This is a genomic window from Actinomadura oligospora ATCC 43269, from assembly GCF_000518265.1.
In the GTDB taxonomy this organism is placed as follows: Bacteria; Actinomycetota; Actinomycetes; order Streptosporangiales; family Streptosporangiaceae; genus Spirillospora; species Spirillospora oligospora.
In genome coordinates this window covers 19,346-40,673 of sequence record NZ_JADG01000010.1, presented here as the reverse complement: position 1 = coordinate 40,673, position 21,328 = coordinate 19,346, and the positions used below count along the sequence as shown (strand labels likewise).

Annotated in this window: 20 protein-coding genes; 8 read left to right on the top strand and 12 right to left on the bottom strand. The window is 72.3% G+C overall.

Going from position 1 to position 21,328, the window contains the following annotated elements; all coding sequences use genetic code 11:
* Positions 1-52: 52 nt before the first annotated feature.
* The 12 genes from der to P696_RS0116210 form a co-directional block, all read right to left on the bottom strand.
* A complete protein-coding gene (gene der / locus P696_RS0116265) occupies positions 53-1,483 on the bottom strand; it encodes a ribosome biogenesis GTPase Der (RefSeq protein WP_034485287.1) in 1,431 nt (476 codons plus the stop codon).
* Positions 1,484-1,554: 71 nt separating this feature from the next.
* Positions 1,555-2,217 (bottom strand): (d)CMP kinase, encoded by a 663-nt coding sequence (gene cmk / locus P696_RS0116260; RefSeq protein WP_026413173.1) that lies wholly within the window; start codon positions 2,215-2,217, stop codon positions 1,555-1,557.
* A 103-nt stretch (positions 2,218-2,320) separates the two neighbouring features.
* A complete protein-coding gene (locus tag P696_RS0116255) occupies positions 2,321-3,442 on the bottom strand; it encodes a prephenate dehydrogenase (RefSeq protein WP_245627691.1) in 1,122 nt (373 codons plus the stop codon).
* Between the two features lie 132 nt (positions 3,443-3,574).
* Positions 3,575-3,937 (bottom strand): chorismate mutase, encoded by a 363-nt coding sequence (gene aroH / locus P696_RS0116250; protein ID WP_026413171.1) that lies wholly within the window; start codon positions 3,935-3,937, stop codon positions 3,575-3,577.
* Between the two features lie 43 nt (positions 3,938-3,980).
* Positions 3,981-4,712 (bottom strand): pseudouridine synthase, encoded by a 732-nt coding sequence (locus tag P696_RS0116245; RefSeq protein WP_026413170.1) that lies wholly within the window; start codon positions 4,710-4,712, stop codon positions 3,981-3,983.
* A complete protein-coding gene (gene scpB / locus P696_RS0116240) occupies positions 4,709-5,398 on the bottom strand; it encodes an SMC-Scp complex subunit ScpB (protein ID WP_026413169.1) in 690 nt (229 codons plus the stop codon). Before scpB ends, P696_RS0116245 begins: the two co-directional genes overlap by 4 nt.
* Positions 5,391-6,401, bottom strand: a complete 1,011-nt coding sequence (locus P696_RS0116235; protein WP_245627690.1) for a segregation and condensation protein A — start codon at positions 6,399-6,401, stop codon at positions 5,391-5,393. The genes scpB and P696_RS0116235 overlap by 8 nt, the downstream gene beginning before the upstream one ends.
* Before the next feature lie 31 nt (positions 6,402-6,432).
* Positions 6,433-7,317, bottom strand: coding sequence for a ParA family protein (locus P696_RS0116230; protein WP_245627711.1), 885 nt, complete (start codon positions 7,315-7,317; stop codon positions 6,433-6,435).
* A gap of 128 nt (positions 7,318-7,445) precedes the next feature.
* Positions 7,446-8,381: a site-specific tyrosine recombinase XerD gene (locus P696_RS0116225; protein ID WP_245627689.1), complete on the bottom strand. Its 936-nt coding sequence runs from the start codon at positions 8,379-8,381 to the stop codon at positions 7,446-7,448.
* Between the two features lie 310 nt (positions 8,382-8,691).
* Complete coding sequence (locus P696_RS0116220) at positions 8,692-9,366, bottom strand: NUDIX domain-containing protein (protein ID WP_281174943.1); 675 nt, start codon at positions 9,364-9,366, stop codon at positions 8,692-8,694.
* Entirely contained in the window at positions 9,363-11,051 is a 1,689-nt protein-coding gene (locus P696_RS0116215) for a CTP synthase (protein ID WP_026413164.1), read from the bottom strand. The genes P696_RS0116220 and P696_RS0116215 overlap by 4 nt, the downstream gene beginning before the upstream one ends.
* A gap of 498 nt (positions 11,052-11,549) precedes the next feature.
* A complete protein-coding gene (locus P696_RS0116210) occupies positions 11,550-13,640 on the bottom strand; it encodes a coiled-coil domain-containing protein (protein ID WP_026413163.1) in 2,091 nt (696 codons plus the stop codon).
* A 440-nt stretch (positions 13,641-14,080) separates the two neighbouring features.
* On the opposite strand from P696_RS0116210, the gene pip reads away from it, so the two are divergent.
* From pip to ehuD, 8 genes are all read left to right on the top strand, one after another.
* Complete coding sequence (pip, locus tag P696_RS0116205; RefSeq protein ID WP_026413162.1) at positions 14,081-15,043, top strand: prolyl aminopeptidase; 963 nt, start codon at positions 14,081-14,083, stop codon at positions 15,041-15,043.
* 450 nt (positions 15,044-15,493) lie between these two features.
* On the top strand, positions 15,494-16,072 hold the full coding sequence (gene ectA, locus P696_RS0116200; RefSeq protein WP_084337604.1) for a diaminobutyrate acetyltransferase: 579 nt from the start codon (positions 15,494-15,496) through the stop codon (positions 16,070-16,072).
* Positions 16,073-16,200: 128 nt separating this feature from the next.
* Entirely contained in the window at positions 16,201-17,475 is a 1,275-nt protein-coding gene (gene ectB / locus P696_RS0116195) for a diaminobutyrate--2-oxoglutarate transaminase (protein WP_026413160.1), read from the top strand.
* Between the two features lie 31 nt (positions 17,476-17,506).
* Positions 17,507-17,911 (top strand): ectoine synthase, encoded by a 405-nt coding sequence (locus P696_RS0116190; RefSeq protein ID WP_026413159.1) that lies wholly within the window; start codon positions 17,507-17,509, stop codon positions 17,909-17,911.
* Positions 17,908-18,813: an ectoine hydroxylase gene (gene thpD, locus P696_RS0116185; RefSeq protein ID WP_026413158.1), complete on the top strand. Its 906-nt coding sequence runs from the start codon at positions 17,908-17,910 to the stop codon at positions 18,811-18,813. The genes P696_RS0116190 and thpD overlap by 4 nt, the downstream gene beginning before the upstream one ends.
* Before the next feature lie 237 nt (positions 18,814-19,050).
* On the top strand, positions 19,051-19,962 hold the full coding sequence (ehuB, locus tag P696_RS0116180) for an ectoine/hydroxyectoine ABC transporter substrate-binding protein EhuB (protein WP_026413157.1): 912 nt from the start codon (positions 19,051-19,053) through the stop codon (positions 19,960-19,962).
* 6 nt (positions 19,963-19,968) lie between these two features.
* A complete protein-coding gene (gene ehuC, locus P696_RS0116175; RefSeq protein WP_026413156.1) occupies positions 19,969-20,676 on the top strand; it encodes an ectoine/hydroxyectoine ABC transporter permease subunit EhuC in 708 nt (235 codons plus the stop codon).
* A complete protein-coding gene (gene ehuD / locus P696_RS0116170) occupies positions 20,673-21,326 on the top strand; it encodes an ectoine/hydroxyectoine ABC transporter permease subunit EhuD (RefSeq protein ID WP_026413155.1) in 654 nt (217 codons plus the stop codon). The genes ehuC and ehuD overlap by 4 nt, the downstream gene beginning before the upstream one ends.
* Positions 21,327-21,328 lie beyond the last annotated feature (2 nt).

Sequence of the window (21,328 nt, the reverse complement as noted above, 5' to 3'; positions counted from 1 at the left end):
CGCCCGGGGAAGCCCCGGGCGGGCCACGTCACGCTCGTCCGCCTGCTCTCCGCTACTTGCGCTTGCCGCGCTTCTCGCGGATCTTCATCGTCACCGCGATCGGGGTGCCCTCGAAGCCGAACTCCTCGCGCAGCCGCCGCTCGATGTACCGGCGGTAGCCCTCCTCGAGGAACCCGGAGGTGAACAGGACGAACCGGGGCTGCCGGACGCCCGCCTGCGTCGCGAACAGCACGCGCGGCTGCTTGCCGCCCCGCAGCGGGTGCGGGTGCGACGACACCAGGTCGGCGAAGAAGGTGTTCAGCTTGGCCGTCGGGACGCGCGAGTCCCAGCCCGCCAGGGCCGTCTCGATCGCCGGGACGAGCTTCTCCATGTGCCGTCCGGTGCGGGCCGACACGTTCACGCGCGGCGCCCACCGGGCGTTGTGCAGCTGCCGGTCGATCTCGCGCTCCAGGTAGTGGCGGCGCTCCTCGTCCAGCAGGTCCCACTTGTTGTAGGCGATGACCAGCGCCCGGCCGGACTCGATCACCATGGAGATGATCCGCAGGTCCTGCTCGGCGAGCGGCTCGGTCGCGTCGATCATGACGACCGCGACCTCGGCCCGCTCCAGCGCCGACTGGGTGCGCAGGGTGGCGTAGAAGTCGGCGCCCTGGTTCTCCCGATGGCGGCGGCGGATCCCGGCGGTGTCGATGAACCGCCAGGTCTTGCCGCCGAGCTCGATCTCCTCGTCGATCGGGTCGCGGGTGGTGCCCGCGACCGAGTCGACGACGACCCGCTTCTCCCCCGCCAGCTGGTTCAGCAGGCTGGACTTGCCGACGTTCGGACGGCCCAGCAGCGCCACCCGGCGCGGCCCGCCCGCCTCGACGCCGAACCTCTCCGCCGGGGCCTGCTCGGGCAGCGCCTCCAGGACGGCGTCCAGCAGGTCGCCCGAGCCGCGCCCGTGGACGGCGCTGACCGGGTGCGGCTCGCCGATGCCGAGGCTCCACAGCAGCGCGGCGTCCGACTCGGTGCCGATGTTGTCGACCTTGTTGGCGACCAGCACCACCGGCTTGCCGGACCGGCGCAGGATCTCCACCACGGCCTCGTCCACGTCGGTCGCGCCGACGGTGGCGTCCACGACGAACATCACCACGTCGGCGAGCTCCACCGCCATCCGGGCCTGCTCGGCGATCGCCGCGGCCAGGCCGGCCGCGTCCGGCAGCCAGCCGCCGGTGTCCACGATGGTGAACCGGCGGCCGGACCAGGTCGCGTCGTAGGCGACCCGGTCGCGGGTCACGCCCGGCACGTCCTCCACGACCGCCTCGCGGCGGCCGATGATCCGGTTGACCAGGGTGGACTTGCCGACGTTCGGACGGCCCACCACGGCCACCACCGGCGCGGGCCCCTCACCCTCCTCGGAGAAGCCCTCCTGGTGGGCCTCCTCCGCGAACTCGGCGACGTCAAAGTCGGCGGCGTCGAAGTCGTATTCGCTCTCAGTCACGTTCATGTCCCCGCTCACCGGACGGGTACGCCTCCCGGCGTCCCCCGGCTAGCTCGTGCGCTCGTTGCCGAGCCCGCTCAGTACTGCTCTTTGGCGAGGCGGACGACCGCCTCGATGACCTCGTCGAGGCTCAGCTCGGTCGAGTCGATCTCGTGCGCGTCCGCCGCCTTGGCCAGCGGGGACGCCTTCCTCGTGGAGTCCAGCCGGTCGCGCCGCGCCTGCTCGGCCTGCGTGACCTGCACCGAAGCGCCCGGGTCGGCCTCCAGGTCCTTAGCGCGCCGGGCGGCCCGCGTCGCCTCGCTGGCGGTCAGGTAGACCTTGACCGGCGCGTCCGTCGCGACGACCGTGCCGATGTCGCGGCCCTCCACCACGATGCCCCCGGCACCGATGATCTCACGCTGCAGAGCCACCAGGCGCTCCCGCACCTCGGGAACCCGGCTCACCGCGCTGACCGCGTTGGTGACCTCGCGGGTGCGGATCGGCCCGGACACGTCCGCGCCGTCCACCTCGATGGTCGGACGGTCCGGGTCGGTGCCGGAGACCAGGACCGCGTCCCCCGCGCGGGCCGCGACCGCCGCGCCGTCCTCGACGTCCACGCCGTGGTCCAGCATCCACCAGGTCATGGCGCGGTACATCGCGCCGGTGTCGAGGTAGCGCAGCCCGAGGGCGCGGGCCACGCCCTTGGAGGCGCTGGACTTTCCGGACCCGGACGGGCCGTCCATGGCGATGACGAGCGACACGATCGCTCCCTTTCGATGTCTGGTGCGGTGCTGGGGCGTCTTGGGGCGGCGCCGGGGGGCGCCGAGGCGGGTGCCTGCGGCGGCCAGCGTTCCAGGGTACTTGCTAGCCGGGCACCGACCAGCCGCGCGCCCGCAGCTCGTCGGCCAGCCTCGCGGCCTCCTCCGGCCGGACCGACAGCTCCAGCACACCCAGCGGACGGGCCGGGGAGTGCTCGATCGAGACGTCCTCGACGTTGACCCCGGCGATCGTCGCCGCCTGGAAGATCATCGCCAGTTCGCCCGGACGGTCCGGGATGACCACGGTGACCGTGGAGTAGGCGCGCTGGTCGCCGCCGTGCTTGCCCGGGATCCGGGCCCGTCCGGCGTTGCCGCGCAGCAGCAGGTCGGCGACGTGGGTGGCGGCGCCCTCGCTGCCGTCGCGGAGCAGCGAGGCGGCCACCGCGAGGTCGGTCGCGACGCCCTCCAGGACGTCGGCGACCGGCTCGGCGTTGGCGGCCAGGATGCCGATCCACAGCCGCGGGTCGGACGCGGCGATCCGCGTCACGTCCCGGACGCCCTGCCCGGCCAGGCCGAGGGCGGTGTCGTCCGCGCCGGTCAGCCGGGCCGCGACCGCCGCCGACACCACGTGCGGGGCGTGCGACACCAGCGCGACCGACCGGTCGTGGTGCTCGGCCTCCACGGTGACCGGCGTGGCCCCGCAGAGCCGGACCAGCCCCTCCACCGCCGCGACGGCGTCCGGGGCGGTGCGGTCGTCCGGGCACAGCGCCCACGGACGGCCGAGGAACAGGTCGTCGCGGGCCGCGGACGGCCCGGACCGCTCCCGTCCGGCCAGCGGGTGCCCCGGCACGTAGGAGGCCAGGTCGCAGCCCAGGTCGGCGGCCTGCGCCAGCGGCAGCGCCTTCACGCTCGCGACGTCGGTGTAGACCTTCGCCAGCCTGCGCTTCTGGGCGTCCAGCAGGGTCACGGCGACGGCGGCGGGCGGGACTGCGATCACGGCCAGGTCGGCGGGACCGCCGAGGCCCCCGTCAGGGAGCGCCTCGCCCGCGCCGATCTGCACGGCCACGTCCAGCGCGGCGGCGTCACGGTCGGACAGATAGACCTCCGAGCCCCGTCCGCGCAGGATCAGCGCGATCGAGGTGCCGATCAGGCCGGTACCGATGACGATCACGCGGCCGGGGCCGCGCTCGCCGTTTCCGGGACGCTCGGGGACTGGGGTCTCTGCCACCGATCCAGCCTACTGGCCCCGGGCCGCCGGATCGCCCCACTCCGCCCCGCCCGAATCCGCCCCGCCCGAACGACCTGACCGCCCGGACACCCCACCGGTGGTCCCGGGCGGGGTCACCGGGGCGGTCCGACGCTACTGGGCGATGTCGACGCGGAGGGCCGTCGCCCCGCGCAGGTACACGTGCTGCACCTGCGCGCGGGGACGGTCCGTCTCGACGTGCGCCATCAGCCGGATCACCCGGGGCAGCCCGTGCGGGACGGCGATCTCGCTCGCGCACATCAGCGGCACCTCCTGGAAGCCCAGGTTGCGCGCGGCGAGCGCGGGGAACTCCGCGGTCAGGTCGGGGGTCGCGGTGAACAGCACGCTGATCACGTCGCCGGTGCCGAGCGCGTTGCGCTCCATCACCGCCGAGACCAGCTCGGTGGTCGCGGCCAGGATCTCGTCCCGGTCGTCCGCCTCCACCTGGGTCGCACCGCGGATCGCCCTCACCGCCACAGGTTCCTCCCCGTCCTCGCCGATCGTGCCGCCGGGACCCGTCCTACAGGTCGACGGCCTTGTACAGCTCGCCGACCTCGCGGACGCTCAGCGCCCGCATGTGGCCGGGCTTGAGCTGGCCGAGCTTGAGCGGTCCGAACTCTACGCGAGCGAGCTGCTGCACAGGGAAGCCGACCTCCTTCAGCAGCCGCCGGACGATGTGCTTGCGGCCCTCGTGAAGGGTGATCTCGACCAGGATCCGCCTGCCGACCTGGTCGAAGATCCGGAACGCGTCGGCCTTGGCGAAGCCGTCCTCCAGGTCCACGCCCTTGCGCAGCCGGCGGCCCAGGTCCCGCGGGATCGGGCCGTGGATCTCGGCCAGGTAGGTCTTGCTCACGCCGAAGCTCGGGTGGGTCAGGCGGTGCGCCAGCTCCCCGTCGTTGGTGAGCAGGATCAGGCCCTCGGTGTCGGTGTCGAGCCGTCCGACGTGGAACAGCCGCTCGGGCACCTCCACGTAGGACGCCAGGGACTTGCGGCCCCGCTCGTCGCTCATCGTCGACACCACGCCGCGCGGCTTGTTGATCATGTAGTAGCGCATCTCCGACCGGGTCTCCACCCGGCGGCCGTCCACCTTGATCACGTCGCTCTCGGGGTCGACCCGCTCGCCGAACCGGAACACCCGGTGGCCGTTGACCTCGACCCGGCCCTCGCCGATCAGTTCCTCGCAGTGGCGGCGGCTGCCGATCCCGGCCTCGGCCAGGACCTTCTGCAGGCGTACGCCCTCGTTGTCGCTCACGCTTCCTCGACTATCTCTTCTGGCAGGTCATCGGGCAGGTAGGGGGCGAGCTCCGGCAGCTCGTCCAGGTCGCGCAGCCCCAGCCGCTCCAGGAAGTACCCGGTGGTCCGGAACAGGACGGCCTGGGACTCGGGGTCCTGCCCGGCCTCCTCGATCAGGCCGCGCAGCGACAGCGTCCGCATCACCCCGTCGCTGTTGACCCCGCGCACCGCCGAGACCCGGGCGCGGCTGACCGGCTGCCGGTAGGCGACCACGGCCAGGGTCTCCAGCGCCGCCTGGGTCAGGCGGGCCTGCTGCCCGTCGGTGACGAACCTCTCCACCACCGGCGCGCAGACGTCTCGAGTGTAGAAGCGCCAGCCGCCCGCCACATCCCGTAGATCGAACCCCCGGCCCTGTTCGGTGTATTCCGCGGCCAGCTCACGCAGCGTAGCGGAGATCTCGGGGACGGGCCGCTCCAGCAGCTGCGCGAGGGTGATCTCGGCCACGGGCTCGTCCACGACCAGCAGGATCGCCTCGACCTGGGCCCGCAGGGACGGCCCGTCCTCCACCGGCTCCCCCAGGGGCGCCTCCCCGGCCTCGGACGCCTCGTGGCGGGCCTCGGGGGTCTCGGGGGACGCCTCGTGCGCCCCGGGAGGGGCCTGCGGCGTCTCGGGAGGCTCGGGCGCGTCCTCGGGCTGGTCAGTCATCGGTGTCGTCTTCCTCGGTCTCGTCGGACGGCCGGGCGGCGGGTTCGCGGGAGCCCTCGTAGTCGTCGCCGACCCTGACCTCCCCGTCGTCGGTGCCGGTCCAGGTGACGTGCAGGACGCCGAGCGGCTCGTCCTGCTCGAAGGTCACGGCGCGCTCGCGGTACAGCTCCAGCAGGGCCAGGAACCGGGCGACGACCTGGAAGGTGCCCTCGGCGTCGTCGGTGAGCTGGTCGAAGGTGGCCTGCCGCAGCGCGCGGAGCTTGGCGATGACCACCTCGGCCTGCTCGCGGACGCTCGCCTTCGGCTGGTACATGTGCTCGACGTTCACGCCGGGCGGGGTCTTCGGGGTGAACACCTTGGCGGCCAGCCGGGCGAACTGGTCGGGGCCGAGCCCGAGCAGCACCTCCGGCAGCAGGTTGGCGAACCGCGGCTCCATCGGGACGATCCGGGGGAAGCGGCGGGCCGCGTCGGCCATCCGCTCCGTCAGGAACTTGCCGACCTCCTTGTACGCGCGGTACTGGAGGAGCCGGGCGAACAGCAGGTCGCGGGCCTCGAGGAGGGCCAGGTCCTCCTCGTCGTCCACCTCGCCGGACGGCAGCAGCCGGGCGGCCTTGAGGTCGAGCAGGGTCGCGGCGACGAGCAGGAAGTGGCTGGCCTGGTCGAGGTCCCAGTCCTTGCCGTGGGCCCGGATGTGGGCGATGAAGTCGTCGGTGACCTTGTGCAGCGACACCTCGGTGATGTCGAGCTTGTGCTTGGAGATCAGCCCCAGGAGCAGGTCGAACGGGCCCTGGAAGTTCTCCAGCTCGACCCGGAACCCCTTGCCGTCCTCCCCCTCGGCGGCCTCGCCCGAAGCCCCCTCGGCGGCCTCGCCGATCGCGGCGGCCTCACCGCTGGTCGCGTCCGACGGGTCGTCCTCGAGGTCGCCGGGAGCGGCGTCGTCGTGGGCTTCTGCCATCGGGTCGGCCTTCTCGTCGGCCGGGGTCGGCGGGGCGGGCGGTTGCACAGGGAGAACGCTAATGGACGGATGGGCCCGCTCAGGCCACCGTCTTCCAGCGTTCGAGCACCTCACGGGCCAGGCTGCGGTAGGCGTTGGCGCCCATCGAGGACGGGTCGAAGTAGGTGATCGGCTCGCCCGCGACGGTGGCGTCCGGGAACCGGACTGTCCGGTTGATCACGGTGTGGAAGACCTTGTCGCCGAACGCCTCGACGATGCGGCCGAGCACCTCGCGGGTGTGCAGGGTGCGCGAGTCGTACATGGTGCCGAGCACGCCGTCGATCTCGAGCGACGGGTTGATGCGCTGCTGGACCTTGTCGATGGTCTCCATGAGCAGCGCGACGCCGCGCATCGCGAAGTACTCGCACTCCAGCGGGATCAGCACGCCCTCGCTGGCGGCCAGCGCGTTCACGGTCAGCAGGCCCAGGGACGGCTGGCAGTCGATGAGGATGTAGTCGTAGTCCGGGATGGCGGACTTCAGCGCCCCCGCGAGGATGTACTCGCGGCCGACCTCGTGGACCAGCTGCACCTCCGCGCCGGACAGGTCGATGTTGGAGGGCAGCAGGTCCATCCCGTCGACGCCGGTCTCGATGACCACGTCCTCCCACTCGGTGTCGCGCTCGAGCAGCAGGTTGTGGATGGTCACCTCGAGCTGACGCGGGTCGCCCTTGCCGAGGCCGACCGACAGGGCCCCCTGAGGGTCGAAGTCGACCAGCAGCACGCGACGGCCGTACTCGGCGAGCGCCGCGCCCAGGTTGATGGTGGTCGTCGTCTTGCCGACGCCGCCCTTCTGGTTGCAGATCGACACGATCCGCGCGGGTCCGTGCTCCGGGAGGGGCTCGGGTTCCGGGAAGATCGGGACGGGACGTCGCGTCGGCCCCAGGGCACGACTCGGATCGGTCTCGATGGTGGCGGACGACAACATGCCGTCCGCAGCCTCAGTGCTTGTCACCAGATCCCTCCCCGGCGGCTGGAGATGCCTACCAGGACGGGGACTCTATGGCCCCGCCGCCGCCGTCTCAACTCGACTCGCGGTCGATGCGTCGCGTTTTGTCAGCCGCGTGCCCGCGGATGTGACGTGGCGTAGACCTCGCGCAACAGTTGAACCGTGACCAGAGTGTAGACCTGAGTGGTCGTCACCGAGGCGTGTCCGAGCAATTCCTGGACGACCCTGACGTCCGCGCCGCCGTCCAGCAGGTGGGTGGCGAACGAGTGCCGCAGTGTGTGCGGAGACACGTCGGTGAGGCGGGCGCGGTCGGCGGCGGCGCGCAGGACCATCCACGCGCCCTGGCGGGAGAGCCGTCCGCCGCGGGCGTTCAGGAAGAGGGCGGGACCGCCGCGGCCGGTCCGGGCCAGTTCGGGACGCGCGCGCACGAGGTACGCCTCAACGGCGCGGCGCGCATACTCGCCGATCGGGACGATGCGGGTCTTGCCGCCCTTGCCGGAGACCCGCGCGAAGCCCTCGCCGAGATCGAGGTCGTCCACGTCCAGGCCGACGGCCTCGGAGATACGGGCGCCCGAGCCGTACAGGAGCTCCAGGAGGGCGCGGTCGCGGAGCGCGCGGGCCGCGGCCGTGGCGTCCCCCGCGGACGCGCCACCGGTCCCGTCCGGCCCGGACGCGGCGTTGAGCAGCCGTTCCACCTCGGCCAGGGAGATCGCCTTGGGGAGCCGCCGGGGCGGGGTGGGCGGGCGGACCTCGCGCGCCGGGTCGTCCGCGGTGAGGCCCTCGCGCAGCGCGAAACGGTGCAGGCCGCGGACGGCGACGACCGCGCGGGCCGCCGATCCGGCCGCGAGCGGCGGGTGGTCCTCGTCGCCCTCGCGCAGGCCGACGAGGAAGGCCCGCACGTCGTCCTCGGTGACGCGGTCGATCGCGTCCCGTCCGCGGACGGTGAGGACCTCGACGTAACGGCGCAGGTCACGGCGGTAGGAGCTGAGGGTGTTGGCGGCCAGGCCCCGTTCCACGGCGAGGTGGCCGAGGTAGGTGCGCACGGTCGACTCCAGCGCCGTGCCGGAGGCGGCCTCCGGGGCGGCGCGCCCGGGGCGGGCGGCCTCGGGGTGCGCGGCGCCGCGGCCGGTCGTGCTCGGAGTCAGTGCGGACCTCGTTCTGGACGGTCGTTTCGGGGGCGGGGCGGCGCGGGTGACGTCCGCCCCGGCCCATCATGCCCCCTCCGGGCCCGCGAGGTTACGCCAACGCCCCGCGCGTCCTGGGGACGGCGGGGCGTCGGCGATAACGATTCGGCGATGTCCCCGGGCATCGGGGCCCGGGAGGTCGACGCCCCGGGGATCACGGCCCGGGAGGTCAGCCCTCGGGGGCCTCCACCGGGCGCAGGCCGGCGAAGCCGTCGGCGCTCGCCGCGTGCGCTGCGAGCACCCCGGTGACGGCGATCATGTTGTGCAGCCCGCCGGCGAGCGCCTTGCGGACGGCCTCGTCCAGCGGCACCCACACCACCGGCATGTCGGCCTCCTCGTGCACCCGCTCGAAGTCGATCTCCTCGGCCGGGACCTCGGTGAGGTCGCGGGCCAGGAAGATCCGGGTCCGCTCGTCCGACATGCCGGACGACGGGAACAGGTCCACCAGGACGTCCCAGCGGCCGGCCTCGTACCCGGCCTCCTCCAGCAGCTCGCGGGCGGCGAGGACGTGCAGGGGCTCGCCGTCCACGTCACGCAGACCGGCCGGGGCCTCCCACAGGTAGTGGCCGACCGGGTGCCGGTACTGGCGCAGCAGCAGGACGCGCCCCTGCTCGTCCAGGGCGATGACGCCGACCGAGCCGGGGTGCTCGATGACGTCCCGGCCGACGAGCTCGGTGCCCGCGCCGTTCGGCATGCGGACCCGGTCCCGCCGGACACGGAAGATGTGCCCGGCGAAGACCTCGTCGGCGTCCTCGGTGTGCCAGCGCTCCGGGACGTCCCGGACGTCGCCGGGGCCGAACCCGCTCACCGGCCCGGCGTCCGGGCCGGTCTCGGGGCCGGTCACTCGCCGGACGGCGCGGACGCGCCCGCCCCGCGGGCGTCGGCGTACTCGATCGCGGCGGCGACCAGGCCGGTGAACAGCGGGTGCGGCCGGGTCGGGCGGGACCGGAACTCCGGGTGCGCCTGGGTGCCGACGAAGAACGGGTGCGTCTCGCGCGGCAGCTCGACGTACTCGACCAGGCGGCCGTCCGGGGACAGGCCGGAGAACCGCATCCCGGTCTCCTCGATCCGTCCGCGGTAGGCGTTGTTCACCTCGTAGCGGTGGCGGTGCCGCTCGGACGCCTTGGCCTCGCCGTACAGCTCACGGACGATGGAGTCCTCGGCGAGGTCGGCCGGGTAGAGGCCGAGCCGCATCGTTCCGCCCATGTCGCGCTCGCCGGACACCACGTCCAGCTGGTCGGCCATGGTCGCGATGACCGGGTGCGCGGTGGCCGGGTCGAACTCGGCGCTGCCCGCGTCCGGCAGGTCGCCCAGGTGCCGGGCGGCCTCGATGACCATGCACTGCAGGCCGAGGCAGATGCCGAGCAGCGGGATGCGGTTCTCGCGGGCGTGCCGGATCGCGCCGAGCTTGCCCTCGATGCCGCGGACGCCGAACCCGCCGGGGATCAGCACGCCGTCGACGCCGTCCAGCTCGCGCTTGGCGCCCTCGGGGGTCTCGCAGTCGTCGGACTTGACCCAGCGGATCGTCACCCGGGCGTCGTTGCCGAACCCGCCGTGGCGCAGCGCCTCGGTGACCGACAGGTAGGCGTCGGGCAGGTCGATGTACTTGCCGACCAGCGCGATCGTGACCTCGCGGGACGGCTGGTGGACATGCTGGAGCAGCTCGTCCCAGGAGCCCCAGTCGACGTCCCGGAAGGGCAGCCCGAGCCGCTGCACGACGTAGGCGTCCAGGCCCTCGGCGTGCAGCACCTTCGGGATGTCGTAGATGCTGGCGGCGTCGACGGCCGACACGACGGCCTCGCGGTCGACGTCGCACATCAGGCTGATCTTCTGCTTGAGCCCGTCGGTGATCGGCCGGTCGGACCGGCACACGATCGCGTCCGGCTGGATGCCGATGGAGCGCAGCGCGGCGACCGAGTGCTGGGTCGGCTTGGTCTTCAGCTCACCGGACGGCCCGATGTAGGGCAGCAGCGAGACGTGCAGGAAGAAGCAGTTGTCGCGGCCGATCTCGTGCCGGATCTGCCGGACGGCCTCCAGGAACGGCAGCGACTCGATGTCGCCGACCGTGCCGCCGACCTCGGTGATGACGAGGTCGACCTCCTGGCCGTCGGCCATGCCGCGGATGCGGTCCTTGATCTCGTTGGTGATGTGCGGGATGACCTGCACGGTGTCGCCGAGGTACTCGCCGCGCCGCTCCTTGGCGATCACGTTGGAGTAGACCTGGCCGGTGGTGACGTTGGCCGAGCCGTGCAGCTCGGTGTCGAGGAAGCGCTCGTAGTGGCCGACGTCGAGGTCGGTCTCCGCGCCGTCGTCGGTGACGAACACCTCGCCGTGCTGGAACGGGTTCATCGTCCCGGGGTCGACGTTGAGGTAGGGGTCGAGCTTCTGCATGGTGACCCGCAGGCCGCGGAGGGCGAGAAGACGCCCCAGGCTGGAGGCCGTCAGTCCCTTGCCGAGGCTGGAGGCGACACCGCCGGTGACGAACAGATGCTTGGTAGGACGCGAGCTACCAGTGGTGGCCGAAGGCAAGAAGACTCTCCCGTGGTCGATACGAGGCGGATGAAACCGGAAATCGGTACCGCACTGTCCACGGGCCACCAGAATATCACTCGTCGGCGGCGCGACATCCGGGACGACCCCGGACAGGCGTGTCCCTCCCCACATCGGGGCGTTTCCGGTGGTCCGCGGCCCCGTCTCGCTCCCCTTCCCGGCGCCGACACCAGCGATCCGTCGTCAGCCGGTGGCACTCCGAAGGGTCCGGATCCCTCCTGAGCCACCGGTGACCCCGGACTGGCAGACGCCCCCGGGACGGCCGTTGGCGGCCCCAGAGCGGACGGTGGCGGTCCGGAACGGACACACCCCCGGACGGTCGGTGGCGGCCCCGGACGGCCGGATGCCGCGCGGAACGGGCGGTGACGGGTCTTGCACGGAACAACCCCCAGCCCGCGCTGTGGGTCTGGAGGGACCTTCGCGGGGGCCGGGGGCTGTGGGAGCTTCAGGGGCCGTGGGGGCCATGGGGGCCGTCGGTCAGCGGGGCGGGGCTCCGGAGGGCATGATCGTGCGGAGCTGGCGGGTCAGCTCGTCGATGAGCCCGCGGGCCTGCTCGGACGCCTGCTTGGCGGCGTCCCGCTCCTGGGTGAGCTCGGCGATCTGCGCGCGCTGCTCGGTGACGGCCTGGGCGAGCTGGTCGACCCACTGGTCGCGTTCGGCGAGCTTCTCGGCGATCGCGTCCCGCTCGGTGGCGATCTGCCGCATCGCGGCGGACGCCTGGTCGCGCTCGCGGGCGGCGGTGTCGGCGCGTCCGCGGGCGATGGTCAGCTCGGACTCCGAGCGGGCCTGCGCCTGGACGGCGCCCTCGCGGTCCCGGGCGGCGGCCTCCAGAGCGGCGTTGGCGCCGTCCCGTTCCCGTTCGGCCTGCTTGGCGGCCTCCAGGGTCTGCGCGGCCGTGTCGAGGGCCTGCTTGCGCTCGGCCTCGGCCGCCTCCGCGCGGCGTTCGGCCTCCACGGCGCGCCGGTCGCCGTCGGCGAGCCGCCGCTCGGCCTCGGCGGCGCGGGACTCGGCCGCCTTCATCCGGCTCTCGGCGGCCTGCCCGCGGCGGTCGGACTCCCCGGCCCGCTGGGCGGCCTCCTGGGTGCGGCGCTCGCTCTCGGCGGCGCGGCTCTCGGCGGCCTTGGCGCGGACCTCGAACTCCTGGGTGCGGCGCTCGGCCTCGTTCGCGCGGGCCTCGGCGGCGCGCATCCGGGTCTCGGCGGCCTGCGCGAGGTTGCGCGCCTCCTCGGACTCCTTGGCGGCCGCGGCGACGGCGTGCTGCAGGTTCTGCGCCTGCATCTCGGCGTCGGCGAGCTTGGCGCGGACCTGCGCGAGCTCGCCGCGCGCGCCCTCCAGCGCCCGGGACAGCTCGCCCGCCTGCTCGGCCATCCGGTCGCGCTCGGACTCCACGGCGCGGCGGGCGGCGACGGCGTCCTCGACGGCGCGCAGGGCGTCGTCGCGGGCCTCGCTCATCTGGTCCCGCTGGGTCATCGCCTGCCGGACGGTCGCCTCGGCCTCGGCGGTGCGGCGCTCGGCGGCCTCGGCGCGTCCGGCCGCGGCCTGCGCCTCGGCGCGCGCCTGCTGCTCCTGCTGGCGGGCCTGCTCCATGCCGGTGCGGGCCTGCTGTTCCTGCTGCCGGGCCTGCTCCATCGCGGTGCGGGCCTGCTGCTCCTGCTGCCGGGCCTGCTCGGCCTGGACCCGGGACTGCTCGGCCTGGACCTGCGCCTGCTCCATCTGCGCGCGGGCCTGGTCGGCCTGCTGGCGGCCCTGCTGGGCCTGGTTCCAGGCGGCGGCGGCGTCGCGCTGGGCGGTCTCCTTCTCGGCCTGGAGGGCCTGGACCTGCGCGGCCGACTCGGCCTGCGCCTCGGCCATGCGGCGCTCGGCGTCGACGGCTCGGCGGTCGGCCTGCTCGGCCTGCCCGCGCGCCCGCTGCACCTCGCCCCACGCGGCGGCGGCGTCGCGCTGCGCGGTCTCCTTCTCGGCCTGGAGCGCCTGGACCTGCGCGGCCGACTCGGTCTGCGCCGTGCTGATCTGGGCCGCGGCGTCCGACTGGACGGCCTGGAGCTGCGCGGCGGCCTCCGCCTGCGCCTCGGCCACCCGGCGCTCGGCGTCGACGGCGCGGCGGTCGGCCTGCTCGGCCTGCCCGCGCGCCCGCTGCACCTCGCCCCACGCGGCGGCGGCGTCGCGCTGCGCCGACTCCTTCTCCGCCTGGACGGTCGCGACCTGCGTGGCCGCGTCGTTCTGGCTCTGCTCGACCTTGCGCTCGCCGGCCGACAGCGCGTCCCCTATGAGGTCGGCCATCTGCCGGAGGCGCTCGACGATGTCCCACGGCTGGGCCTCGGCGGCCTCCCCCGGGGCGTGTCCGCTCGTGCCGTGCCCGTTCGCGCTCTGGCCGTTCGCGCCCTGCCCGTGGAGGCTCTGGACGACCTGTCCGGGCACCACCTGACCGGGGACGACCTGCCCGTTCGCCGGCCCGCCCGCCTGCGCCGGAACGTCCGTCCGGGGGGCGGTGTCGCGGCCGAGCACGGGCCAGGACGAATCGGCGCCCGGGACCCCGCGCGAGCCGCCGGATCCGTTCAGTTCGCTCACCGCATCCCTCGCCTGGAGTCAGCGAGCCGTGACCCGGGGCGGGCCTGTCGTTCGGGGGACTCCTTCGCGATCGCGGCGCCCCCCGCCGCACGGCTCGTCGCTTCGCTCACCAAAGGCACTCTAGTGCCGCCACGTAGAGCGTTTGCCCAGTTTGGGGTTCCGTTCCTTGATCCTCACGATCTCCTGTCGGCGGGGGCACCGGAGAAAATCACAGCTCACTCCCCTACAGCCGGACTCGTCCGGCGGCCGATTCCCGGCGATCACCCCGTCCCGCTCCGGGGACGGGACGGGCGGTTCCCGGAGCCTGCGGGATCCCGGGACGGGTCGGCGGCGCGTCCGCCCGCTACGTTGGGCGACAGGCGCGACCGGGGGCGCCCGCGCATGCCCCGGCCGGCCCATCACCAGGCAGTCCTTGACGGGAGTTGAGCATGGCAACCGAGCTGCGCACCCTTTACCCGCCGATCGAGCCCTACGACAGCGGGATGCTCGACGTGGGCGACGGCGACCAGGTGTATTGGGAGACGTGCGGCAACCCGGACGGGAAACCGGTCGTGATGATCCATGGCGGGCCGGGCGGCGGCTGCTCCCCGGACCACCGGCGGCAGTTCGATCCGGCGAAGTACCGGATCGTCCTGTTCGACCAGCGCAACTGCGGACGCAGCACGCCGAACGCGTCCGACCCGTCGGTGTCGCTGGAGAACAACACCACCTGGAACCTCGTCGCGGACATGGAGCGGCTGCGCGAGCACCTCGGCATCGACCGGTGGCTGCTGTTCGGCGGGTCGTGGGGCAGCGCCCTGGCCCTGGCGTACGCGCAGACGCACCCGGAGCGGTCGTCCGGGCTGGTGCTGCGCGGCATCTTCACGCTCCGCCCGTTCGAGCTGACCTGGTTCTACGAGGAGGGGGCGTCGCTGCTGTTCCCCGACCTCTGGGAGCAGTACGTCGCGCCGATCCCCGAGGAGGAGCGGGAGAACATGCTGGAGGCCTACCACGAGCGGCTGAACTCCCACGACCGCGAGACGCGGGTGGCGGCGGCGCGCGCGTGGGCCACCTGGGAGGGCGCGACGGTGTCGCTGCTGCCGAACCCGGAGCGGGTCGCCGGGTTCGACGAGCCCGACTACGCGGTCACGTTCGCCCGGATCGAGAACCACTACTTCGTCAACGACGGGTTCTTCGAGTACGAGCAGCTGATCGGGAACGTCGACAAGATCCGGCACATCCCGGCGGTGATCGTGCAGGGCCGGTACGACGTGTGCACCCCTCCCGCGACGGCCTGGGACCTGCACCGGGCGTGGCCGGAGGCCGAGTTCCACCTGGTGCCGGACGCGGGCCACGCCTACAACGAGCCGGGCATCCTGCACCACCTCATCGAGGCGACCGACCGGTTCGCCGACCAGGACTGACCCGGTTCCCCTTCCCCGCCGCCCCCGGGCCGCCGGGAGGGCGTTCCGCCACGAGGGTCCCGCGCTTCGGCGTGGGGCCCTTTCGCGTTCGCGGGTGTGCCCCTACCGTGACCCCTCTGGGCGGTGGCGCGGACGACGCGTTCAGCGTCCTTGGAGATGACATCGAGGTGATGTGATTCACCTCACACAATTGAGACCGGACGTTCCCGGACCGGGCGCCGCCGGGGCGGGGGATCCCCCTGCGCCGGGACGGCCCCGGGCCGCGACCCGGGAGCCCGGCGTCTCCCCTGGACAGACCGCGATTAGAGCGTTCCGAAACACCGCCGTAATGCGCGGTGTGCATTCCCGAAAAATGCAAGCAGGTCACCCTACCCGCCCGTAGGTTCGCCAAACATCCTGAAGATAACGAAAAATTACGATGGTCTCCAGGATTCGCTAAGTTGCCTGTTCATGGCAGTGCAACCACTGAGTTCCACCACGAACCGGGCCCATACCGGCACCGGATTCGTCCTCGCGGAACCGACCCTGCGAGACGGCCCGGACCTATGGCGGATGGCGCGCGAGTCGGGCGTCCTCGACGTCAATTCCGCCTACAGCTACACCCTGTGGTGCCGCGACTTCGCGGCGACCTCGATCGTGGCCCGCGACGCCACTCACGACGATGACCCTGACGCCGATCACGACACCGTTCGCGAGGGCGGACGTCCGCGCGGATTCGTCACCGGGTTCCTGCGGCCGGACGCCCCCGAGACGCTGTTCGTCTGGCAGGTCGCGGTCGACCCGGCCCGGCGCGGACGCGGCCTGGCGCGCCTCATGCTGGACGGCCTCGCCGACCGGCTGACGCCCCGTGGCGCCCGCGCCGTGGAGGCGACCGTCACCCCGAGCAACGCCGCCTCCACGGCCCTGTTCAGCTCGTTCGCCCGCGACCTCGGCGCGGAGCTCACCCGTACCCCGCTGTTCGGATCAGACCTTCTGGACGGGCACGAGCCCGAGGTGCTGTTCCGGATCGGCCCGCTGGGGAGGGACTGACCGCGCCGTCCCGCACGCCCCCCCGCTCCCCCGCGCACGCTCCCCCGCTCCATCCGTCCACCCCCCTCCGCGCCCCGACGACGCTCACCCACCCCGCCAAACGCAAGCTCCAACCTCCGGAGGTCCAGATGGACGTTTTCGCGCGCCTGGAATCGGAAGTCCGCGGTTATTGCCGAGGCTGGCCCACTGTGTTCACCACCGCGCGGGGCAGCCGCATCACCGACGAGAACGGCCGCACGTTCCTCGATTTCTTCGCCGGCGCCGGAACGCTCAACTACGGACACAACGATCCCGCTCTGAAACAGCGCCTTCTCGACTATCTCGTCGCGGACGACATCGTCCACTCGCTCGACATGCACACCGCCGCGAAACGCCGGTTCCTGGAGCGTTTCGAGGAGATCGTCCTGAAACCCCGTGGGCTCGACTACAAGGTCCAGTTCCCGGGCCCGGCCGGAAACCACGCGGTCGAGGCGGCGCTGAAACTGGCCCGCAAGTACACCGGCCGCGAGACGGTCGTGTCGTTCACCAACGCCTTCCACGGCATGACGCTCGGCGCGCTCGCGGTGACCGGCAACTCGATGAAGCGGACCGGCGCGGGCGTCCCGCTGGGCCACGGCGTCGCGATGCCCTACGACAACTACCTCGACGGCCGCACCCCCGACTTCCTGCTGTTCGAGACGATGCTGGGCGACTCCGGCAGCGGCCTGGACAAGCCCGCCGCGGTGATCGTGGAGACCGTCCAGGGCGAGGGCGGCATCAACGTGGCCTCCCCCGAGTGGCTGCGCGGGCTCGCCGACCTGTGCAGGCGGCACGGGATCCTGCTGATCGTCGACGACGTCCAGATGGGCTGTGGCCGGACCGGGCCGTTCTTCAGCTTCGAGGACGCCGGGATCGAGCCCGACATCGTCTGTTTGTCCAAGTCCCTGTCGGGGTACGGCCTGCCGTTCGCGATCACCCTGATGCGTCGTGACCTGGACGTCTGGGAGCCCGGCGAGCACAACGGCACCTTCCGCGGCTTCAACCCGGCGTTCGTCACGGCCGTCGGCGCCCTGGAGGACCAGTGGACGGACGGGGGCATGGAGAAGCAGACCCTGGCCAAGGGCCTGCAGGTCAAGCAGGCGCTGGACGAGATCGCCCTGGACCACGCGGGCGCGATCGCCGACGTGCGTGGACGCGGCCTGGTCTGGGGTATGGAGACCCGTGACCCGGAAACGGCCTCGCGGATCTGCGCCGAGGCGTTCGGCCGCGGCCTGCTGATGGAGACGTCCGGGCCGAACGACGAGGTCGTGAAGCTGCTGCCGCCGCTGACCACCACGTCCGAGGAGCTGACCGAAGGGCTGGGGCTGCTGGCCGAGTCGGTCGCCGCCGTCCGCACCACCGTCGACACCGCCGTGCACGCCTGACCGACCGAGATCCCGACCCGAGGAGCACCGAATGATCGTCCGATCGCTGAACGAGATCGTCGGCACCGACCGGGACGTCCAGGCCGAGACCTGGGCGAGCCGCCGCCTGGTGCTGGCCAAGGAGCAGGTCGGATTCTCCCTGCACGACACCGTCCTGTACGCGGGGACGGAGACGCGGATGTGGTACGCCAACCACATCGAGGCCGTCTACTGCATCGCCGGAGAGGGCGAGCTGGTCAACGAGGAGACCGGCGAGAAGCACCGGATCGAACCGGGCGTCATGTACCTGCTGGACGGCCACGAGCACCACATGCTGCGCGCCCACACCGACGTGCGCACCGTCTGCGTCTTCAACCCTCCCTGCACCGGACGGGAGGTCCACGACGAGAACGGCGTCTACCCGCTGATCACCGAGCTGGAAGGAACGGACGCGTGAGCGTGATCGAGACCCACCCGAGCATCGACGACTCCTATCCGACCCGCAAGTGCGGCGAGGCCGCCCTGCTGTACCGGCAGGACCCGGTGGTCTACGGCTCGCCGGAGGACGGCCCGATCGACGCGGCCACCCTGGACGGCTACGACGCCGACGGCTTCCTGACGATCGAGGAGCTGATCGGGCCGGACGAGGTCGAGCGGTTCCGCGCCGAGCTGCGCCGGCTGGCGTCGGACCCGGCGATCCTCGCCGACGAGCGGACGGTCACCGAGCGCGGCACCGACGAGGTCCGGTCGATCTTCGAGGTGCACCGGATCAGCGAGGTGTTCGCCGAGCTGGTCCGGGACGAGCGGGTCGTCGGCCGGGCCCGGCAGATCCTCGGCTCCGACGTCTACGTCCACCAGAGCCGGGTCAACTACAAGCCGGGGTTCACCGGCAAGGACTTCTACTGGCACTCCGACTTCGAGACCTGGCACGCCGAGGACGGCATGCCGCGGATGCGCGCGGTGAGCATCTCGATCGCGCTCACCGAGAACTTCGTCCACAACGGCGGGCTGATGATCATGCCGGGGTCGCACCGGACGTTCGTGACCTGCGTCGGCGAGACCCCGGAGGACCACTACCGGGAGTCGCTGAAGAGCCAGGAGATCGGCACGCCCGACCCGGGCAGCCTGTCGATCCTCGCCGACAAGCACGGCATCGAGCTGTTCACCGGCCCCGCGGGCTCGGCGACGATGTTCGACTGCAACTGCATGCACGGCTCGAACGGCAACATCACGCCGTTCCCGCGGTCGAACGTGTTCGTCGTGTTCAACAGCGTCGAGAACGCCTGCGAGGAGCCGTTCTCCGCGCAGAACCCACGGCCGTCGTTCATCGGCGCGCGCGACTTCACGCCGGTCCGGTGACCGCGGGCCCGTCCGCCCGTCCCGTTCGGGCGCCCCGGCCGCGGACCCGTCCCGGCCGCTGAGCCCTTCCGTCCGCTGAGCCGTTCCGTCCGCTGAGCCGTTCCGCCGGCGGGCCCGCGAGGTCCGCCGGCCCACAACTGGATCACCCCCCAACGTCCGTCCCGAGATCCCAAGCCGCGTCCGCCGGGTCCTTTTCAGGGGCCCGGCGGACGCGGCGCACCCCAGGAGTCAGAGAAGATGACCAACCACGAACCGTTCGGCACCGACCGGCGCGCGTTCCTGCGGACCGCCGCTCTGCTGGGCGCGGCGGTGCCGCTCGTCGCCGCCGGCTGTTCCACCACCGATCCCGCGGAGGAGCAGAAGGGCGGCGGCACGCTGAAGCGGGCCAGACAGGACGGGAAGATCACCGTCGGGTTCGCCAACGAGTCGCCGTACGGCTTCACCGACAGGTCCGGCAAGCTCACCGGGGAGGCTCCCGAGCTGGCCCGGGTGCTCTTCAAGGAACTCGGGATCTCCAAGGTGGAGGGCGTCAACGTCGACTTCGGCGGCCTGATCGGCGGCCTGAAGGCCAAGCGGTTCGACGTGATCGCGGCCGGCATGTTCGTCACCCCGGAACGATGCGCCGAGGTCGCGTTCTCCGACCCCGAGTACGTCGCCAAGTCGGCGTTCATGGTGCCGAAGGGCAACCCCAAGGGCGTCCACAAGTTCGAGGACGCCGCGCAGAAGAAGCTGAAGGTCGGCGTGCTGACCGGCGCGGTGGAGGGCGACTACGCCGCCAAGCTGGGCGTCTCCAAGGGGAACATCAAGACCTTCCCGGACCAGCCGAGCGCGTTCGAGGGCCTGAAGGCGGGCCGGATCGACTGCATCGCCCTGACCCGCATCTCCCTGGCCGACCTGCTGTCCAAGCACCAGGGCTCGGCGTTCGAGGTCACCGACGCGTACGTGCCGGTGATCGGCGGGAAGGAGCAGTTCGGCGCGGGCGCGTTCGCGTTCCGCAAGGCCGACACCGACCTGCTGAAGGCGTTCAACGACAAGCTGTCCGAGCTCAAGAAGTCCAACCGGCTGCTGCCGGTCATCCAGCCGTTCGGATTCAGCCAGGCCGAGCTGCCCGGCCCGAACGACACGGCCGCCCGGTTCTGCCAGGGCTGACCGCCGATGTCCGACGTACTCGACAGCTATCCGCTGCTCCTGCGAGGGGCCTGGACCACCGTCCAGATCACCCTCTACGGGGCCGCGTTCGCGCTGGTCCTGGCCCTGCTCTTCGGGCTCGCCGGGGCCTCGCGGAGCGCCGCGCTGCGCGCCGTCAACCGGATCTACGTGGAGTTCTTCCGGGGCGTCGCCGCGCTGGTGCTGATGTACTGGTTCTTCTACGCGCTGCCGCTGCTGGGGCTGCGGTTCACGCCGATCGCGGCGGCCGTCCTCGCGATCGGCCTGAACTACGGCGCGTACGGCGCGGAGGTCGTGCGCGGCTCGATCAAGGCCGTCCCGCGCGCCCAGTGGGAGGCGGCGTGCGCGCTGAACTTCACCGCCGGGCAGCGGATGCGCCGCGTTCTGCTGCCGCAGGCGACCGCGCTGATGCTGCCGCCGTTCGGCAACCTGCTCATCGAGCTGATGAAGGCGACGGCCGGCGTGTCGCTGGTGTCGATCGCCGACCTGACGTTCCGGGCCAAGCAGATCCAGGCGTCCACGGGGCAGACCGCCGCGACGTTCGCGGTGATCCTGGTGATCTACTTCGTGATCGCCCAGGCGCTGCAGGTGCTGGTGCGGCTCGCCGAGCGGCGCACCGAGCGGATGCTCGGACGGCGGCCACAGGCGCGTCCGATCCCGATCGCCGCCACGACCGGTGAGGTGATGGCCCCGTGAACTGGGACTGGAACTACACCGGACGCCTCATTCCGGACCTTCTGGACGGCCTGCGCGTCACGGTCACCGCGACGCTGTTCGGCTACCTGATCGCGCTGGCGCTCGGCCTGGTCTGGGCGCTGCTGCGGCGCTCGCCGAGCCGGGTGGTCGGCCAGACCGTCCGGTGGGTGACCGAGTTCGTCCGCAGCACCCCGCTGCTGGTGCAGTTGTTCTTCATCTTCTACGTGCTTCCCGCCTGGGGCGTCACGCTCGGCCCGCTGACCGCCGGGATCGTGGGCCTCGGGCTGCACTACTCGACCTACACCGCCGAGGTGTACCGGGCGGGCATCGAGGACGTGCCGCGCGGCCAGTGGGAGGCGGCGACCGCGCTGAACCTCCCGCGCCGCCGCGTCTGGTTCGGCGTCGTGCTGCCGCAGGCGGTCCGCCGGGTCGTCCCGACCCTGGGCAACTACCTGATCGCCATGTTCAAGGACACGCCGTTCCTGCTCGGGATCACCGTGACCGAACTGCTGGGCAAGGCGTTCGACCAGGGCGCGCACACCCTGAAGTACCTGGAACCGATCACCGTCGCCGGGCTGTTCTTCATCGTCGTCAGCATCCTGTCGTCCCTGGCCCTGCGACGTCTGGAGAAGCGTTATGCCACCGACTGACC

Bases quoted from the DNA above. Each gene is read 5' to 3' on its own strand.
- ehuC (WP_026413156.1), top strand. From the start codon at position 19,969: ATGTCCGACGTACTCGACAGCTATCCGCTGCTCCTGCGAGGGGCCTGG.
- P696_RS0116230 (WP_245627711.1), bottom strand. From the start codon at position 7,317: ATGTTGTCGTCCGCCACCATCGAGACCGATCCGAGTCGTGCCCTGGGG.
- ectB (WP_026413160.1), top strand. From the start codon at position 16,201: ATGGACGTTTTCGCGCGCCTGGAATCGGAAGTCCGCGGTTATTGCCGA.
- der (WP_034485287.1), bottom strand. From the start codon at position 1,483: ATGAACGTGACTGAGAGCGAATACGACTTCGACGCCGCCGACTTTGAC.
- scpB (WP_026413169.1), bottom strand. From the start codon at position 5,398: ATGACTGACCAGCCCGAGGACGCGCCCGAGCCTCCCGAGACGCCGCAG.
- ectA (WP_084337604.1), top strand. From the start codon at position 15,494: ATGGCAGTGCAACCACTGAGTTCCACCACGAACCGGGCCCATACCGGC.
- ehuB (WP_026413157.1), top strand. From the start codon at position 19,051: ATGACCAACCACGAACCGTTCGGCACCGACCGGCGCGCGTTCCTGCGG.
- P696_RS0116190 (WP_026413159.1), top strand. From the start codon at position 17,507: ATGATCGTCCGATCGCTGAACGAGATCGTCGGCACCGACCGGGACGTC.